This window comes from Halalkalibacter krulwichiae (genome assembly GCF_002109385.1).
Taxonomy (GTDB): domain Bacteria; phylum Bacillota; class Bacilli; order Bacillales; family Bacillaceae_D; genus Halalkalibacter; species Halalkalibacter krulwichiae.
Genome location: NZ_CP020814.1, coordinates 1,688,053 through 1,704,190 on the forward strand (window position 1 = coordinate 1,688,053; position 16,138 = coordinate 1,704,190).

Annotated in this window: 16 protein-coding genes and 1 pseudogene; 11 read left to right on the forward strand and 6 right to left on the reverse strand. The window is 37.9% G+C overall.

Annotated elements, in window-relative coordinates:
* Nucleotides 1-24: 24 nt before the first annotated feature.
* Together BkAM31D_RS08540 and BkAM31D_RS08545 are read left to right on the forward strand one after the other, a co-directional pair.
* A complete protein-coding gene (locus BkAM31D_RS08540) occupies nucleotides 25-1,302 on the forward strand; it encodes a Glu/Leu/Phe/Val family dehydrogenase (RefSeq protein ID WP_066151908.1) in 1,278 nt (425 codons plus the stop codon).
* 233 nt (nucleotides 1,303-1,535) lie between these two features.
* The gene (locus tag BkAM31D_RS08545) at nucleotides 1,536-1,790 is read left to right on the forward strand and encodes a biotin/lipoyl attachment domain-containing protein (protein WP_066151905.1); all 255 of its coding nucleotides are present in this window, start codon (nucleotides 1,536-1,538) and stop codon (nucleotides 1,788-1,790) included.
* 108 nt (nucleotides 1,791-1,898) lie between these two features.
* Here the strand turns inward: BkAM31D_RS08545 and BkAM31D_RS24700 are convergent, their stop codons facing one another.
* On the reverse strand, nucleotides 1,899-2,180 hold the full coding sequence (locus BkAM31D_RS24700; protein ID WP_066151899.1) for a YjcZ family sporulation protein: 282 nt from the start codon (nucleotides 2,178-2,180) through the stop codon (nucleotides 1,899-1,901).
* Nucleotides 2,181-2,298: 118 nt separating this feature from the next.
* Nucleotides 2,299-3,144 (reverse strand): spore coat transglutaminase TGL, encoded by an 846-nt coding sequence (gene tgl / locus BkAM31D_RS08555; RefSeq protein ID WP_066151896.1) that lies wholly within the window; start codon nucleotides 3,142-3,144, stop codon nucleotides 2,299-2,301.
* Between the two features lie 344 nt (nucleotides 3,145-3,488).
* Here tgl and BkAM31D_RS08560 point away from each other — a divergent pair, with 344 nt between their 5' ends.
* A complete protein-coding gene (locus BkAM31D_RS08560; protein ID WP_066151892.1) occupies nucleotides 3,489-4,910 on the forward strand; it encodes an MDR family MFS transporter in 1,422 nt (473 codons plus the stop codon).
* A gap of 710 nt (nucleotides 4,911-5,620) precedes the next feature.
* Here the strand turns inward: BkAM31D_RS08560 and BkAM31D_RS08565 are convergent.
* Nucleotides 5,621-6,838 (reverse strand): MFS transporter, encoded by a 1,218-nt coding sequence (locus tag BkAM31D_RS08565; RefSeq protein ID WP_066151891.1) that lies wholly within the window; start codon nucleotides 6,836-6,838, stop codon nucleotides 5,621-5,623.
* Nucleotides 6,839-7,015: 177 nt separating this feature from the next.
* Between BkAM31D_RS08565 and BkAM31D_RS08570 the strand changes: the two genes are divergently transcribed.
* A complete protein-coding gene (locus tag BkAM31D_RS08570; RefSeq protein ID WP_066151887.1) occupies nucleotides 7,016-7,774 on the forward strand; it encodes a MerR family transcriptional regulator in 759 nt (252 codons plus the stop codon).
* A 414-nt stretch (nucleotides 7,775-8,188) separates the two neighbouring features.
* Here the strand turns inward: BkAM31D_RS08570 and arr are convergent, their stop codons facing one another.
* The gene (gene arr, locus BkAM31D_RS08575; RefSeq protein WP_066151886.1) at nucleotides 8,189-8,605 is read right to left on the reverse strand and encodes an NAD(+)--rifampin ADP-ribosyltransferase; all 417 of its coding nucleotides are present in this window, start codon (nucleotides 8,603-8,605) and stop codon (nucleotides 8,189-8,191) included.
* Nucleotides 8,606-9,027: 422 nt separating this feature from the next.
* The gene (locus BkAM31D_RS08580) at nucleotides 9,028-9,513 is read right to left on the reverse strand and encodes a DUF6022 family protein (protein WP_066151885.1); all 486 of its coding nucleotides are present in this window, start codon (nucleotides 9,511-9,513) and stop codon (nucleotides 9,028-9,030) included.
* A 136-nt stretch (nucleotides 9,514-9,649) separates the two neighbouring features.
* Between BkAM31D_RS08580 and BkAM31D_RS08585 the strand changes: the two genes are divergently transcribed.
* The 7 genes and pseudogenes from BkAM31D_RS08585 (at nucleotide 9,650) to BkAM31D_RS08615 (ending at nucleotide 15,467) form a co-directional block, all read left to right on the forward strand.
* Nucleotides 9,650-10,333 (forward strand): MerR family DNA-binding transcriptional regulator, encoded by a 684-nt coding sequence (locus BkAM31D_RS08585; protein ID WP_066151883.1) that lies wholly within the window; start codon nucleotides 9,650-9,652, stop codon nucleotides 10,331-10,333.
* A 315-nt stretch (nucleotides 10,334-10,648) separates the two neighbouring features.
* Nucleotides 10,649-11,088: pseudogene (locus BkAM31D_RS08590) on the forward strand (NUDIX domain-containing protein).
* A gap of 226 nt (nucleotides 11,089-11,314) precedes the next feature.
* The gene (locus BkAM31D_RS08595) at nucleotides 11,315-12,259 is read left to right on the forward strand and encodes an ABC transporter ATP-binding protein (RefSeq protein WP_066151879.1); all 945 of its coding nucleotides are present in this window, start codon (nucleotides 11,315-11,317) and stop codon (nucleotides 12,257-12,259) included.
* A 2-nt stretch (nucleotides 12,260-12,261) separates the two neighbouring features.
* On the forward strand, nucleotides 12,262-12,996 hold the full coding sequence (locus BkAM31D_RS08600) for an ABC transporter permease (RefSeq protein WP_066151877.1): 735 nt from the start codon (nucleotides 12,262-12,264) through the stop codon (nucleotides 12,994-12,996).
* Between the two features lie 175 nt (nucleotides 12,997-13,171).
* Nucleotides 13,172-13,678, forward strand: coding sequence for an ABC transporter permease (locus BkAM31D_RS08605; protein WP_371807196.1), 507 nt, complete (start codon nucleotides 13,172-13,174; stop codon nucleotides 13,676-13,678).
* Nucleotides 13,679-13,738: 60 nt separating this feature from the next.
* Nucleotides 13,739-14,845: a sensor histidine kinase gene (locus BkAM31D_RS08610; RefSeq protein WP_066151873.1), complete on the forward strand. Its 1,107-nt coding sequence runs from the start codon at nucleotides 13,739-13,741 to the stop codon at nucleotides 14,843-14,845.
* Between the two features lie 16 nt (nucleotides 14,846-14,861).
* On the forward strand, nucleotides 14,862-15,467 hold the full coding sequence (locus BkAM31D_RS08615; RefSeq protein ID WP_066151871.1) for a response regulator transcription factor: 606 nt from the start codon (nucleotides 14,862-14,864) through the stop codon (nucleotides 15,465-15,467).
* 66 nt (nucleotides 15,468-15,533) lie between these two features.
* On the opposite strand, the gene BkAM31D_RS08620 is transcribed toward BkAM31D_RS08615, so the two are convergent.
* A complete protein-coding gene (locus tag BkAM31D_RS08620) occupies nucleotides 15,534-16,088 on the reverse strand; it encodes a hypothetical protein (RefSeq protein ID WP_066151870.1) in 555 nt (184 codons plus the stop codon).
* Nucleotides 16,089-16,138 lie beyond the last annotated feature (50 nt).

The window sequence follows — 16,138 nt, forward strand, 5'->3', positions numbered from 1 at the left end:
AAAAAATTAAGGGTGGTATAAAAGATGATCACTACAAAGGAAGTCAAAAAGGAAGAAAATAAGAATGTGTTAAGTCTGTTTCAATCTACACAAAGGGTTATACAAGAAGCGTTACATAAATTAGGTTATAAAGATGACATGTTCGAGCTTTTAAAAGAACCAATCAGAATGCTCACAGTACGTATTCCTGTTCGTATGGATAACGGAGAAGTTAAGATCTTTACTGGTTATCGTGCACAACATAATGATGCTATCGGACCAACAAAAGGGGGAATACGATTTCATCCTGAAGTAACTGAAGAAGAAGTGAAAGCGTTATCGATCTGGATGAGTTTAAAGTGTGGAATAGTTGATCTTCCATATGGAGGGGGAAAGGGTGGGATCGTATGTGATCCGCGAAGCATGTCTTTTAGAGAGTTAGAAAGGTTAAGCCGGGGATATGTGCGAGCCATAAGTCAAATTGTAGGCCCAACAAAAGACATTCCGGCACCGGATGTATTCACAAATTCACAAATTATGGCTTGGATGATGGATGAATATAGCCGTATTCGAGAATTCGATTCACCAGGTTTTATTACTGGAAAGCCACTTGTACTGGGTGGTTCACATGGGAGAGAAAGTGCTACAGCAAGAGGTGTAACCATTTGTATAGAAGAGGCTGTAAAGAAGAAAGGTCTTACATTGCAAGGCGCACGTGTGATTATACAAGGATTTGGAAATGCAGGAAGCTTCCTAGCTTCTTTCATGCATGAGATGGGAGCGAAGGTAGTCGGGATATCCGATGCTTATGGAGCTCTTTATGATCCAGATGGCCTTGATATTGATTATTTGTTAAGTAAGAGAGATAGCTTTGGTACGGTGACCAACCTATTTAAGCAAACGATAAGCAATGAAGAGCTGTTGAAGTCTGAATGTGATATTCTTGTGCCTGCTGCGATATCCAACCAAATTACAGTGGACAACGCTCACGAGATTAAGGCAGAGATTATCGTAGAAGCTGCAAACGGACCAACAACATTAGAAGCTACTAAAATATTAACAGAACGTGGCAAATTTCTAGTGCCTGATGTATTAGCAAGCTCAGGTGGTGTTACAGTTTCCTATTTTGAATGGGTTCAAAATAATCAAGGGTATTATTGGGACGAAGAAGAGATTGATAAAAAATTACGCGCAATTATGAAGCATTCATTTGAAAATATATGCCAACTATCACAAAAACATCAAGTCGACATGCGTCTAGCCGCTTATATGGTGGGGGTTCGGCGAATGGCAGAAGCCTCTCGTTTAAGAGGTTGGATTTAGCATAGATAAGATTTATACATAAGCATTTTTTACATCGACTTATGAAATAAATCAAATGAAATATTTTATTATTATGTGCTTGTAGTATTATGTTTCTTTCCGTAACTTAAACATTAGACTAAATTGTATCTGCTACATAGCATGATAACCTTAAAATGCATGGTAGATATATAGAGAATGGAAGAGAAATCACGCTATAGAAGTTGGAATATTAAAATCGAAAGGTGTTTAGAATGATTCAAGAAACTCATACGATAACAAGTCCTTGTAAAGGCATCATTGAAAAAGTTTTAATTACAGAAGACTCATACGTCTACGAGTGGGAAAAGTTATTTTTTATTAAAACGTCTGAAGGAAATATGGAAGAGATTTCTGTAGGTGCTAGTGGCACGATTACCTCTCTTCGTATCAAAGAAGGAGACTTTGTATCGACAGAGAGCATATTAGCTCTATTAAAAGATGATCTTTTGATTACCGGTAGTGATTAATGTTTTGTAATACAGGTAGCATTGGTGCTTAATTTTTCTCTTTTTTATAATTATATACCAATAGAAGACCCTGCTAAAAAGTAGGGTCTTCTATTGGTTCATTTCAGCTTAGCACTTATAAAAGCTACCAGCACCTACAATAATTAATAAGATAAACAAGACAACAATGAGGATGAACCCATCATAGCCACGCTTTGGACCATATCCCATAACAGGACCAGCGTAACAATAAGGAGCAGCTTCTCCCATTGTGAATGGAGCAGTTTCTCCCATTGTGAATGGTACATTTTCTTCAGCACCCATAGTGAATGGGGCATTTACATTAGCGTCCATAGAAAAAGGTGCATTTACGTTAGCACCCATAAAAGGTGCGTTTGCGTTTGGATACATGTTGACACTTCCTTTCGGGGGTTGGTTAATTATCTCTACATCATACTCGCCTACCCCTTGAAATGAAGCACGTCTACCCATAATTGGGTAGGTATCTCGATTTTTCTTGATATATTCATTATCGAGGATGGTTTTGTTGTAGAAAAAATAAATATTGTAAAAAGGATATTGAAGTTTGGTTATGATGAATAACAATTTGTTGCTTTTTATATGTTAGATAGCTTCTCTGTAACATTGAAACGGAGGCTAAATGATTATAGTTAGGTCTTGTGACAGTGCCTAGCATATAAGCAGATTGATTGCTGTATGGTCTACGATTTTCATTAAGCGTTTGAATCATTTGTTCAGCAGTCAAGATTCCAAAGCCGTGCCCGAAAAAAGTACCATCACCAAGTACTACGGCATTTTGCCCTCTTAGCCAGTGAATTTGTGGATGAAAGTCCGGATTGTTAAAATAGACAACATCACCAGGAATAAGATGGTTAGTAGACACGTTGTGCATTCCAAGATCAGAATCAACATGCCAGCTATATAAGTAAAGGTTTGGGAAAAGAAGGTTAAAGCTATAATCACCTATGCTGTTCAGCACCGCATCGTAAAAAATAATGACACAAGCCGTTGAACATTCAAACGCATAAAGGGAACTGTTCCTAAAAATGTCCCGGATTGCATCAGAGGGTCTTACGTCTGGTCTTAACAGAAAGCCACCGGTTTCTGTTAAATGCCAGTACTGCGGATTACAACGAGCATATTCAAATAAGGTAAACTCCATTTCGCTTTCATTCATGCTTATTGAACTGTTAATAATGTTTTTCCGTGTTGTGACTTCAAATACGAATTCATTGAAGGAAGAATATGAATGCAGGGTAGGGTCTTCATCCATTTGTCTTATAATCATTCTTTCCACTGTTCCAAAGGTCTCCATCTCAGGTTGTTGCAAAGGCATCCCCATTATTTGTATCATATGCTCCTCCATTCATCCCTTTTATTATCACAGTATTCTAGTTCCATGTTTATTATCACAGTATTCTAGTTCCATGTTTATATGTTTATTAATATGCTAGATGGCATGTATAATGGATAAAAAAGGAATACCACATACGGCAACAGGGGGAAGTGTAATCACATTAAGAAAAAAGCTCGTCCCTTATGTTCACTGAGAAAAAAAGGGTATATACTTCGCATTGCGAAATATACATATTGAGATAAACTTATAGGTAGGGCCAGAAGAATGTGAAAACCTTCTTCATGAGCAAAAACAAGCAGGCTAAAAACTTAGTGGAAGATTTATTGATTAGGAGTTTTCATATGGATAATAAAGAGAGTTATAGTAAGGTACTGATTGCGGCGTTATTGCTTATTGGGTCTTTTATTGCTGTTTTGAATCAAACGCTTATGATTACAGCGATTCCTCCGTTAATGGTGGAAATGAATATTACGGCCAACACAGGACAATGGTTAACGACTGTCTTTATGTTGGTGATGGGTATTATGGTTCCTATTTCTGCATTTTTAATTGAAAAATTTACGACAAGACAGTTGTTCCTATCAGCAATGGGAATTTTCACAATTGGAACAGTCATTGCAGCATTAGCAACTAATTTTCCTTTTTTGCTTACAGGTAGAATTGTGCAGTCTATTGGAGCAGGCGTAATGATTCCATTAATGCAGACGGTGTTTTTACTCATTTTTCCTGTAGAACGAAGGGGAGCGGCTATGGGGTATATAGGTCTTGTCATCTCATTCGCACCAGCCATCGGACCAACATTGTCTGGTTGGGTGACGACCAATTATGAGTGGCGCTATATGTTTTATGGAATTCTTCCTTTAGCACTGATGATTTTGATTTTGGCGTTTTTTAGTATGAGGAATGTAACAGAGTTAAAAAATCCGAAAGTGGACCCAGTTTCGATTATGTTATCTACATTTGGGTTTGGAGGACTTCTTTATGGCTTCACGAGTGCCGGAAACAATGGGTGGGCGAGTACACAAACGATCCTTTTTCTAATACTTGGTTTGGTATTAATCTACTTTTTCGTTAAGCGCCAGCTTGGTTTGTCCCATCCAATGCTGGAATTCCGTGTTTTTAAAGCACGAATGTTTACTCTTTCTACGATCATTTGCAGCATTGGCTTTTTGGGACTGATTGGGCTTGAAACATTGATCCCATTATATATGCACAACATGCGTGGATTTACAGCCGTGGAAGCGGGGATTGTCTTGCTCCCTGGTGCGTTAATAACAGGATTAATGGCTCCAATCACGGGAAGAATATTTGATCGATTTGGTGCAAAGGTACTGGCTATCCCTGGTTTAATCATCATGACAATGTCAACCTTTGCTTTTCTTTTCATTGATACAACTACATCAATTATGTATTTAACAGTCATGTATGCAATTCGAATGTTTGGATTCTCGATGGTGATGATGCCAGTTAATACAGCAGGACTAAATCAGCTCCCAAGAAGATTGCTTGCCCACGGCTCAGCAGTAACAAATACGATTCGTCAGATGTCAGCATCAATTGGAACAGGCTTACTCGTAACGACAATGACAACAGCAGAGAGAGCTGGTGCTAGTCTTCCTCAAGTAGCCAATCCAGATATATTTGGTGCCATTATCGCCTTTGGGATGATCGCTGTCTTAACACTTGTCTCATTAATCCTTTCGTTTAAAGTTCAGAAAACGTATCCTCCGACGGATGAAGAGTGGGAGAGGGCAGCTGGATAGTTGTAATTGAAAAAGGTGTTTTTCTCTGAAAGTAACAAGAGGGAAACACCTTTTTTGTCCGTTTACTTCTTAAATGATTCATTTTGTTGTTTTAATTTCTGATGAAGAAGGTTTAATTGTTTCATTAAGTTTTCGTACTCTCTGAAGTAGAGGGGGTAACAAAAAAAACGCACTGAAACTTGTAGAAATTGCCCATCAAGTCTGTCCACACTCTGCAACAAGAGGGAATATTGAGGTGGAGATTAACTTAGTATAATTGAGGATCAGATATGAAAAAACCTAGAGAGGAGAATGCATTGCTCTGAGGAGCTATTGTCTGTTCACTCAAATTAAGAAATTAAGCTCTCTTATAAATAATAAGAAAGAAGCCCAATTTGTTTGGCGTGCCTTTAAAATGTATGATGCTGAAAATGGTATGGAAATAAATTTGATTGTCAGTATGAATGGTTTATTATTTTAACGATGAGGGATTGATCAAGAGCAGTTTCTTTAAGGGACTGGACGGGGAATGCGTTTCTTTAACAAGGGGCACATTCTTTATGTCAGTAAAAAGGAAAATAATGTTAAACTAACGGAGCTATTATGTGGAAGAAGAAATCGTAATTAGATTACTGCGTAGTAGACCAATACTATACAACAAGTATCTTCACTTTAACTATAATACCTAAAAAAGACCACTCCATCTGAAAGTGGTCTATCCTGCAGGTAAATTAGTAGTTAGACTTGTATTTTCTAAACGTCTGTCCTCTCCATAAAATCGATAGCGCAATAACTAATCCAACAATAGAAAAAGACAAAATGACTAATTGAATATCAAATCCTCTAGAAACGAGTAAAGTTACACTTGCATAGGCGAGAGGATCAAACCCATTCATAGCTAAAAAGACAATACTCATGACCCGCCCCATAATGCGGGGATCAGTATCTTCTTGTGCTGAAGTGAAAAATGGGATGGATACAAATGTCATGGTAAATCCAATTAAGAACGCTAACGCCGTTAAAATATATAAGTTAGGAATTTGACTAAAAGCTATAGCTACTATTAATGTTGCAATTAAGCCTATAATTGATGTTAATCCCCTACGGCGTATTTTGATCATACCGATTACAGCTGTACTTATTAGCATGCCAACTCCTAAAGCAGCTTCAATGTAACTAAGATTAATGGGGGTCCCTCCATAAGTTTCCACTAAAATGGGGATTGCAATGGATATCGCTCCGAAGGCAAAAAAGTTTAACGTTATTAAAATAAGGATACCTGTAATTAAAAATCTACTTGCTTTTACATAGGAAAGCCCTTCTATGAGATCTTTAAATGGTGTTTGTTTTATTGTATTGACTACAGGACCTTCCTTTAAGAAAGGTGGGAACATAAAAAAGGCAGACAAAAGAACAATAATAGATGAGACTAAATAACCTGTTGTTACGCCACCGAATTCCATGACACTCCCAGAGATAATAGGGCCAATAATAAAGCCAATCTGCCCCAACCCCTGAATAATAGCATTTGCTTGTTTTATTTGGTTTTTTTGTACTATTTTTGGAATTAAGGATGTTCCAGCTGGTCCAGAAAATGCATCTAATGTTCCGAAAATGGACCCCAAAATGATTAAATACAGAAATGTTAATTGATTTGCATTGTGCAAGAAGAACATGATGACTAGCAGAACTCCTTGGATTGAACTCGTACTGAACATGATTGTCGTTTTCTTGAATTTATCAGCAAGAACCCCTCCATATGCCATCATGAGAATACGTGGCACAGTAATGGCAATAAGAATAATGCCCAATGAACTAGCAGAATTTAAATCAGAAATGACAAACCAGGTTGTTGTCATAAAAAACATACTAAAGCCTACCAGCGCCAAAAAGCTACCAATAAACAGAAATATAAAAGTGCGATTCCGAAACAATGATTGTTGTTCCATAGATAACCATCCTCTCAAAGCTATTATAGAATCAATCATAAATTGTGACGTAATGTCGTAAGCAAACATTTCTCACAGAAAATAGGTAAATCATTCATTTATATTTGTAAAACGATTAACGAGTGTATTGATTGTGACCTTACGTAACAGTTTATAATTCAGTAAGGTGGTGTTTACATGGAAATGACAATTGGTCAGTTTGCGAAATTTGTAGATTCAACGGTAAGGACACTTAGATACTACGATAAAATGAAGTTACTTACCCCAAAAAAATTAAATAAAAATGGTCGGAAAATATATACACAATTAGAGTGGGAACATTTTCAACAAATATTGATTTTAAAGCATCTTGGTTTAACATTAAATGAAATAAAAGAACAAATGACTAAGCAGAAATTTAATAATAGAGAGTTGTTGCAGGTACAGAAGCGGTTAATTGAAGAAAAGCAAGCGGAATTAAATGGTAAGTTAGAAGTAATTACGAGGATGGAGAGATTGTACAACATAGAAGGCATATCTGAGGAAGAATTAAATGAATTTAATTTTATTATGCTTGATTTATTTAGGAAGGAAAAATCGCAAATTCAAATTTTAGAAAAACATTTTAGAGATGATAAAGAGATCTTGAAAGAAATACAGGTGCTTTATGATCCTGATTATAAGGAGAGAATGGATAGAGCGATATGGTTTCTATTACAAGCTATTAGAAATGTTATTCATTATAATGATTCTGCCAGCAGAAAAAAGGTACAAGAAATTCTTAACGAAATGAATAACCTATTTCCTGCGAGTAGGAACATTTTAAATCTTGTGGATGATGATCATTTTTTAGCTAAGTACTATCATGAGTTTACTAATTATTTTCCTGAAAATATAGCTAGCTATATGTATAAAGAATTAAAAACCTATTATGATGAGAACGATAATAATGAATAGGATAAGACAGGTGACTGAAAAGCAAATGACTCTCAAGGGCCTTTGTTCCACTAACGGGAGCTATTGTTGAGGAAGAAAGACAAAAAAACTACACATCCATTTGCTACGCAGTACAACGATACTGGTTACATAGAAGTTTCTAATGAGACGATTGCCTTAGAAGTAATCGTCTTTCATTTTTGACTCTTACTACGTAACTATTAAATTCGTTTTTGAATGGATATCCCCCTCAAAGATTAAGGTGGAGAAGTTCGGTTTTATTTGTACAGATTTCAGCAAATTGTGCGGGTGTGGGCGACACTCAAGGTTTAACTTTTGCGCTTCTTGGTGAGCTCCGATGCCGAAACGAAAACCAATTGTAAAAGCAAGTTGATTATTGGTTCTTTTTAGTTATGATTTTGTGGATGTTGAAGATTAATCATCTATTACAGCTTTTCCTTGTTCACGTAACTTCTTTAAAGATGTAAGCATATGATTTATTTCTTCATCCGAATGTCTTTCCCATGAGCTTAATTCAGCGATTATTTTCAAAGGCGATTTAGACCTATAAGAACGTGTTGGGTTTCCAGGAAATTTTTTGTCAGTTAAGTTCGGATCATTTTCAAAATCATCCAATGGTTCTACAATGTAAATTCTTTCTTTTGAGATAGATGTTGCTAATTCAGCACCCCATTTTGCCGCATCTAATGTTGCAGTGAAATATATATAGTTCGATTTTTTGTTTTGGTAATTTGATAAGTGTTGCGGTTCTAATAGATCTCCAATTTTTAGTTCCGCTTTAGTACCATGATAGAAAGGACCATTATCTAAGACATCTTTTTTGTCATTCATATTAATACACCTCTTATATTTTTAGATTTGTAATTAACACTATAGTCTAGGAATTACAAAAAAAGTAGCCTATAAATACTTTATAAGTAGTAGTATAATGAAACTAGAGAATGATATCCAACGACATTTACCTATTCCCAACTATATAATTGCTCCGGTTTATGGCCTAACATCTGGTTTTGTTTTAAGAAGTGATATGAAACAAAACTAGGTTTTAGTTTAACTAACAAATTGATAACTAGAAGCCCGAAGAACTTACTTCGGGCTTTTTCAGTGCGATTTGATAGTGAAAGTTCTGTAATACAGCGTGTTAGTCTTGTGCAACGGTTTCTTGCCTATATGTTACGTTTTTCCCCTTATAATAATATCCTTAGAAAACTTCTTTACTCTAGTGCCATCAGGAGGAAATTCTCCCAAACTCTTTATTCGCTATAGATAGAACGGATCTGGGATCTGATTTCACGTTCATTTGTTGTTTGAAGAGCAAGAAACTTTGGGGGGGCGGGAATGGAGAAACTTACGTGAGAATGTGACATCTCCATCAGAAGTGTACCGATTTCTACGTGCTGTCTATTTTTTATTGTAAGCCAGAATACTCTCTTTTCGTTCAACGGTGTGCCCCACTGTTCTTTTTCAAGTGAATGGCGGAACAGTAGAAAACCGGCTATCACGAAGTCATCCTCTTTTACTTCGGCTGCTGAATGGAATCCGGCCTCCTCAACTTGCCGCCAGACGGGTACGAGCAGCTTTTCTGCATAAATACCGTAAGTGGCATCTTCATACTCCGGAAATAAGGTTTCTAACTCCTCACGGTTGTCTTCAAGGATTTTCTTCCAGTTTAATTCAACATAGGCATTCAGTGATGTCTCAAGTTCTGATATGGTCATGTTCTGATTAAATAAAGTCATTGGCTAGTCCCCTTTCTTTTTTGTTCACCCTTATCGTACAACCTTAAAGCAAATTGGAATGTTTGATATAATAAATTCAGTATTTAAAAATGATTTGCAGGAACAACTTTGCAATATAGTGAAGGTGAAAAATAAAATGGATAAGCTTAGACCTGCCGACATTGCGGCGAAACTGAATGTAAGTACAAACACACTTCGTAACTATGAAGCAAAAGGACTTGTACCTTCGCCAAAACGGACAGCAAGCGGATATCGTGTTTACTCGGACATTCATCTTGTCTATTTTTTATGCATTAAATCGCTATCCGATGGTTTTGGAATGGATGTAGCAGTGAAAGTTATGGAAAACATCGGGAATAAGAAAATCGATGAAGCACTTTGGATTCTTAACGATGAATTAATCCATAGAGGAGAGGAAAAGAAGTTCGTGATGGAAGCCGTCGAATTAATTGAATACTCCGAGAAAAAATCGTGTCTTTGGTCCCTAGGGGAAGCCGCAGAAAGAATGAATGTTTCCCGAACAGCCATCAGGTACTGGGATAAGGAAGGGTACATACGTGCGATTCGGGATCCGGAAAGTAGCTATCGTAATTTTGATGGTCTTCAATTGGCTAAAATAAGTCTCCTTAAAGCGATTAACCATCGGTTTTATACGGATGAAAATGCACGGATGAAGGACAGGTTTGGGGGAGCTGAGGGAAGAGCGGCATGTCGAAAACTTGCCGAGGAGGTTCTAACCCTGCTAGGGATCAGAAATAGAAGGCAATTGAAAGCGATGGCCGCTCTAGAAAAACTTTTGGAGGTAATTGAAAAAGAATAATTCAAATTCATAAAGAATGTGGAGACAATGTAACATGGAGTTTGGAAAGAGTAAAAAACATCACTTAACGGTTGCTTTAGTGAAAGAATATCTTTTATTTTGGGAGTATTTATTGTAAAGTGAAAATTGAACTGGAAAATTGTAGCTAGGGTTCCGCTATCTAGATAGGTCAGTGACCAAGGGCTACATCTTTTACAATATGTAAAAGGCACCTATTGACATAAAAGGTCCGAGGGGAAAGGTTCAGCGTATTTGTTATGCGTTGAAATCTTTCCCCTCGGGCCTTTTTTTATTACTTTAAGGGAGGATTACTGTATGAAAAAAATTGATGAGTTAAAAGCTGGGGTTGCAGTTGTTATTTTGAATGAGAAAAAACAAGTATTATTACAGAAAAGGTCAGATGTAGGACTTTGGGGTATTCCGTCAGGGCACATAGAAATAGGAGAAACAGTATCCGAAGCAGCTATCAGGGAAGTTAAAGAAGAAACTAATTTAGATATAAGAATTAAAAAGCTTATTGGTGTGTACTCTGATCCTGACTCACAGGTATTTGCCTATCCAAATGGTAAGGTAGTACATTTTATTACAACTTGTTTTCTTGCTGAAATTATGGGGGTGAACTACGATGTAATTCTTCTGAGTCGCTAGAAATTAAGTTCTTTAAACAACAAAATCTACCGCGAGATTTATTGAAAATGCATCCACGATGGTTAAAGGATGCACTTGCTAATAAAGAATTGGCGTTTATTCGTTAGTAAAATTCTTATTGAAGCAACGGGAGAGCGTTAGTTAAGAAACCCAATATCTGAAAACGGGACTCCTTAATTTATGGAAGTCCCGTTTTATTATCCCATCATCAACATGAACCTTTCACAGATCCTATTGTTTCATAACCAATTTGCAATCATTACATTTGTAACTAACTTTTCATTCCTGTGCCAATTAAGATTATACTAACAAGTAATACAGGAGGGTTCGTATATGGCGATGGTGGAAATGAAAAATATTGTGAAGCGGTATGGTTCACAAGTAACTTTAGATCATGTTGATTTAGAAATTGGCGAAGGTGAAATCCTTGGGTTATTAGGTCCGAATGGAGCGGGGAAAACGACTTTGATTCACGCTTTAGCTGGAATTATTGGCTTCGATTCTGGTAATATCAAAGTTTTCGGTCAGGAACAGAAATCTCATTTGATGAAAATCAAACAGCAGATTGGTTTAGTAACGCAGGATATTACGGTATTTACGGACCTCAGTGCTAGAGAGAATTTGGAGTTCTTCGGTGGCCTTTATGGTCTTAAGGGGGCAAAATTAAAGGAACGAGTAGATGAAACGTTAGCATTTGTAGGCCTCACGGAACATGCAAGTAAGCTACCGACGAAATTTTCCGGCGGGATGCAAAGAAGATTAAATATTGCCTGTGCCCTTGTGCATCAACCGAAATTCTTGATTATGGATGAACCAACAGTGGGAATTGATCCTCAATCACGCAATCATATTTTAGAGACGATTCGTAAATTAAACGAGCAAGGAACAACGATCCTTTATACGACTCACTATATGGAGGAAGTTCAACACCTTGCAACGCGTGTCGTTATTATCGATCAAGGACATGTGATTGCCGATGGAACGATCAGCGAGTTAGTAAATAAAATCCAACATGAAGAAAAAATAACAATCGAAGTAGCAGAGCCGACAGAGGAACTCTTAGAAAAGCTCCGTAAGCTAGAAGGGGTAAAACAAGTAACGTTAAGAGGGAAAGAAATACACATCATTTCTCAAGTGGGTGCAGGGAATCTTGATCGTGCTCTTACTATATCCAAAGATTTTGGCGGTATCCATTCCGTTTCCGCAGAAAAGCCAACGTTGGAGGATGTGTTTTTAACTCTTACAGGAAAGCAACTACGTGACGGAGGGGAGGAATAGCAATGATCTTACGCTCAAGTTACTTTATGTTGCGCCGTATGTTTCGAAATTATATAGGGATGGCAGTATTGTTGTTACTTCCGATCTCCTTAATCACTGTTTTAGGATTTATCGCAGATGGTGCGGTGAGTGAACCCCTTGGCATTCCAATGAAAGATGAAGTTGCCGCCACGATGATGCTTGCATTCCTTTTGTTTGGTGGATTTTTGACGATGGAATATGTAAAGGAGGATGTCATGTCCTCGATGAAATGGAGAATGTATTCGTTGCCCTATCATTCCCATAAACACGCTTATTCCATTTTAATTACTAGCGCTCTTTTTAATATGCTGCAAAGTTTCTTAATCGTGATTTACACGCTTTTTGTCTATGACGTCAATTGGGGAAATTTAGCGTTTATATTGTTAACTCTTTTAATGGTTTCAACCGTTGTCCAATTCATCTTTATTAACTTCGTTTTAGCGGTGAAAAACTATAAAACGGCAGAACGATTAGGAACAGGATTTGGGCTCGCATGTCTGATGGTCTCAGAGGTGTGGTTTCCATTGCCGGAGGGTGCTTTTTATCAATTGTTATCGACTTACAGCAACCCATTTGCTCTCGGACGGAACATGATTTATGCAACAATGACAGGGGGAAATATAGATAAAGCCATCATTAGCTTTATCATATTACTAGCAGCCGCCATCGTACTTGCGATTTCTGGAGCCTATTTCGGAAGGCGGAAGCTCGTATGACCGTATTTGCATTTGTGTTCAAACGTTTTTTTCGAAAAAAATCAAATAGTATCTTTTTAATTCTTTTGCCGATTGGATTAATTTTTCTTCCGATGGGTGAATGGCCTCTTATGCCGTTAGGATTTCACTTTTATAGTATACTATTGTTGTTCATGGCTTCCCGTTTAGGGGAATCATCTTAGAAGACCGTAGCAATAAGACATTATTAAGGCTAAGTGTAGCGCCAATCACTCATCTACAGTATTTGTGGCAAAACTTATTAGCTTACTCTGTCATTTTGACTGCAGTAAATCTGATCTTTGTCATTCTAGGTGTGATGGTACACGGGGACAGCATACCATCTCCGGCCTTACTATTTATCATTTATACGGTTTTTTCTATGACAGCCTTAGGTTTCTCGTTAGCTTGGTACTCCTTATTTCGAAACAAGGAAGCTGCCTTCAGTATTCTAGGAGGAATTATTATCCTTATGGCGATGCTAGGTGGTGTGATGTGGCCTGTCGAAATGATGCCTGATTACCTCCAGCGAGCAGTGATGTTGCTGCCAACTTACTGGGTAGCGGAAGCGACCATCCTTGTATCTTACGGGGCTCCAATGAAGGAACTGGTCATTCCGCTCGTGCTGATGATTCTCTTTGGTATCGCTTTTCTCTTATTAGGGAGCAGAAGAAGATTACTATAAAATGAAGTCATCCTACTTATAATGGTAGGAGAGAGGTCTAGTACAAGGACGTGTACATGTATGAAGAACAAATGGGAAAACTGGACACCGCAAATAGCAATGAACGTATGGCGTATTCTGGGATTGCTTTTTTTAAGTTTGCTATGGTTCCAAAGTTACGGCAACAAAGAAGGAGTAATCCTTCTGTTGTTTCTCACCATTATGACATTGGCTCGTTGGCGATTTCAGCTGTCCGGTTGGACCGTCTTAATCGATCAAATCATTTGCTTCATCTCGATTTTATTTTTCCCATTTGCAGCCTATGCTTTGGCAATGCCTGTAATGGAAAGTATGCTTAAGAGACAGCCTTGGTTTGCTTTGCCAACGATTGTTTTTGCCATCATTTATCCAGAAACGTCTCTTCTTTTAGTAGGTGTTCTCATCCATGCAGGTTTGTCTGGAGCTATTCTTGGCGGGTGGTTTCAGGATACGAAAAGATATCAGTTGGAAGCTGATCAACAAAGGCGAGATCGCTACGAATTGGAAAATGTAAAAGAAGAACTTCTATTGGCTAATGCGCAAGGGGCACGGATGGCAGAGCTAACAGAAAGAAACCGAATTGCCCAGCAACTTCATGATGATGTCGGACATGAGCTTACCGCATCTGTTCTGGCGTTACAAGCCTTTGAGGAACTTTGGAAAGAGAATGATCCAGAAGCGAAAGAAATGTTTACTCAAGCACAGCAGCGTCTCTCCCAAAGTGCCGTCTATTTGAGAGAGACCGTACATAACTTAAAGCCTGTAAAAGAAATTGGAATAGAGGGGCTGCACGAAATAACGGATCAATTCACCTTATGTCCAGTGCAATTTACTTCTTATGGCGACTCGTCTAAAGTGGCTGCCTATTTATGGAGCATTCTTTATCCGACGTTAAAAGAAGCGTTAACGAATATTATTCGGCACGCGCACCCGACACAGGTCGAAATCTCTTTGGATATTAGTCCACATATTTTAAGGTTATCGGTTTATAACGATGGAGTCGCAATTAAACAAGAGACAAAAGGAAACGGTGTAGGCTTAAGAAATCTACGTCATCGTGCGAAGGCGGTGGGAGGAAGCATATCGACAGATGCTCAAAATGATGGTTTCTTACTAATCTGTGTCCTTCCGTTAGAAAAAGCAGAATAAGAGGAGAGGTCGGTCTATGAACATTTTGATCGTTGATGATGATCCTTTAGTTTGTAAAAGTTTGAAAGTTCTTCTTTCACGTGAAAAGGATATGGATGTGATGGGGACTGCTGAAAATGGCTCTGAAGCGATAAATGCCTGCCGTACACAATTACCAAACATTGTATTAATGGACATCCAAATGCCTGTAATGGATGGGATTCAAGCAACGAGACAAATCAAGAAAGAATGGCCACAAGTTCATGTCATGATGTTAACAACTTTTAAAGATGAGAAGAATATTCGCCTCGCGCTACAAGCAGGGGCGGAAGGGTACTTAATTAAATCAACGAAAGTTTCCAGTATGGCCGAGAAATTGAGGGCGCTCCTTTCCGGAACGAGCGTCTTGGATGCGGATGTCTTAAAGCAACTTACTCAGCCGAAAGACAAGGAAGAACTGAAGCAACTCACTCCACGTGAAAAAGACATTGCTGAACTAGTGTCACAAGGACTTTCCAATCGAGAAATAGCAGCTCAGCTTTACATCAGCGAAGGGACCGTACGTAACACCTTATCAATCATTTTAGAAAAGCTGCAGCTTCGTGATCGAACCCAATTAGCGATTTATTATTTGAAAAGATAAGGATTTAATGGAAAGAGGACGGTCTTGAACTTCTGCACGCAAGAGAGCCGTCCGCCACCTTTTGCACTACAAAGTTTCTACTGGTATCACATCTGAAATGAGCGGAGAATTGATTGAAAAAAGACAATACAAGTCAGTAACCCCATTTTCCTGTTTGCAATTTTGAATGACAAACCCTTCATATCCCTGATGAATAAGACTGTTACGAAACTTCTCATTCGCTTCCTTCATATTTAAAAGGGTAGCTTCATCTTTCCAGGTGAAGTTTCTTTTTCCGGCATGAAAATATTCACAATATTTGTCACGATCATTCATAAACAATTCAAAAGAATCCCAGGTATTAGAATCATATATTTTAAGGTTTGGTTCATCCATAAATAGCTTGTAAATAAAGCCAGTTACTTGCCTTTCAACCTGAATCACCTTAGGTGCTCCATCTTCCCAAAATTCCGTTTCTGACTTCTGATCAACCGTCTCCGTCCCTATTGCATAGGGTTTAGCAGAATGAATATCAGATGTAAGCCAAAATCCAATCGTCCCAATAACGTTATTGACGTTTTGAACCTTCTCTTCACTAGTAAAGTCTTCAACTTTGTTTACAGTACCAAAATAAGCGATCATTTTCATGCCTCCTATTTTTAAATTGTCCAATGGTAACAGGAACTATTACT

Coding starts and splice junctions, on each gene's coding strand:
- arr (WP_066151886.1), bottom strand. CDS start 8,605: ATGAATGACAAAAAAGATGTCTTAGATAATGGTCCTTTCTATCATGGT.
- tgl (WP_066151896.1), bottom strand. CDS start 3,144: ATGATACAAATAATGGGGATGCCTTTGCAACAACCTGAGATGGAGACC.
- BkAM31D_RS08595 (WP_066151879.1), top strand. CDS start 11,315: ATGGCGATGGTGGAAATGAAAAATATTGTGAAGCGGTATGGTTCACAA.
- BkAM31D_RS08565 (WP_066151891.1), bottom strand. CDS start 6,838: ATGGAACAACAATCATTGTTTCGGAATCGCACTTTTATATTTCTGTTT.
- BkAM31D_RS08610 (WP_066151873.1), top strand. CDS start 13,739: ATGAAGAACAAATGGGAAAACTGGACACCGCAAATAGCAATGAACGTA.
- BkAM31D_RS08560 (WP_066151892.1), top strand. CDS start 3,489: ATGGATAATAAAGAGAGTTATAGTAAGGTACTGATTGCGGCGTTATTG.
- BkAM31D_RS08545 (WP_066151905.1), top strand. CDS start 1,536: ATGATTCAAGAAACTCATACGATAACAAGTCCTTGTAAAGGCATCATT.
- BkAM31D_RS08615 (WP_066151871.1), top strand. CDS start 14,862: ATGAACATTTTGATCGTTGATGATGATCCTTTAGTTTGTAAAAGTTTG.
- BkAM31D_RS24700 (WP_066151899.1), bottom strand. CDS start 2,180: ATGTATCCAAACGCAAACGCACCTTTTATGGGTGCTAACGTAAATGCA.
- BkAM31D_RS08570 (WP_066151887.1), top strand. CDS start 7,016: ATGGAAATGACAATTGGTCAGTTTGCGAAATTTGTAGATTCAACGGTA.
- BkAM31D_RS08585 (WP_066151883.1), top strand. CDS start 9,650: ATGGATAAGCTTAGACCTGCCGACATTGCGGCGAAACTGAATGTAAGT.
- BkAM31D_RS08540 (WP_066151908.1), top strand. CDS start 25: ATGATCACTACAAAGGAAGTCAAAAAGGAAGAAAATAAGAATGTGTTA.
- BkAM31D_RS08620 (WP_066151870.1), bottom strand. CDS start 16,088: ATGATCGCTTATTTTGGTACTGTAAACAAAGTTGAAGACTTTACTAGT.
- BkAM31D_RS08600 (WP_066151877.1), top strand. CDS start 12,262: ATGATCTTACGCTCAAGTTACTTTATGTTGCGCCGTATGTTTCGAAAT.
- BkAM31D_RS08580 (WP_066151885.1), bottom strand. CDS start 9,513: ATGACTTTATTTAATCAGAACATGACCATATCAGAACTTGAGACATCA.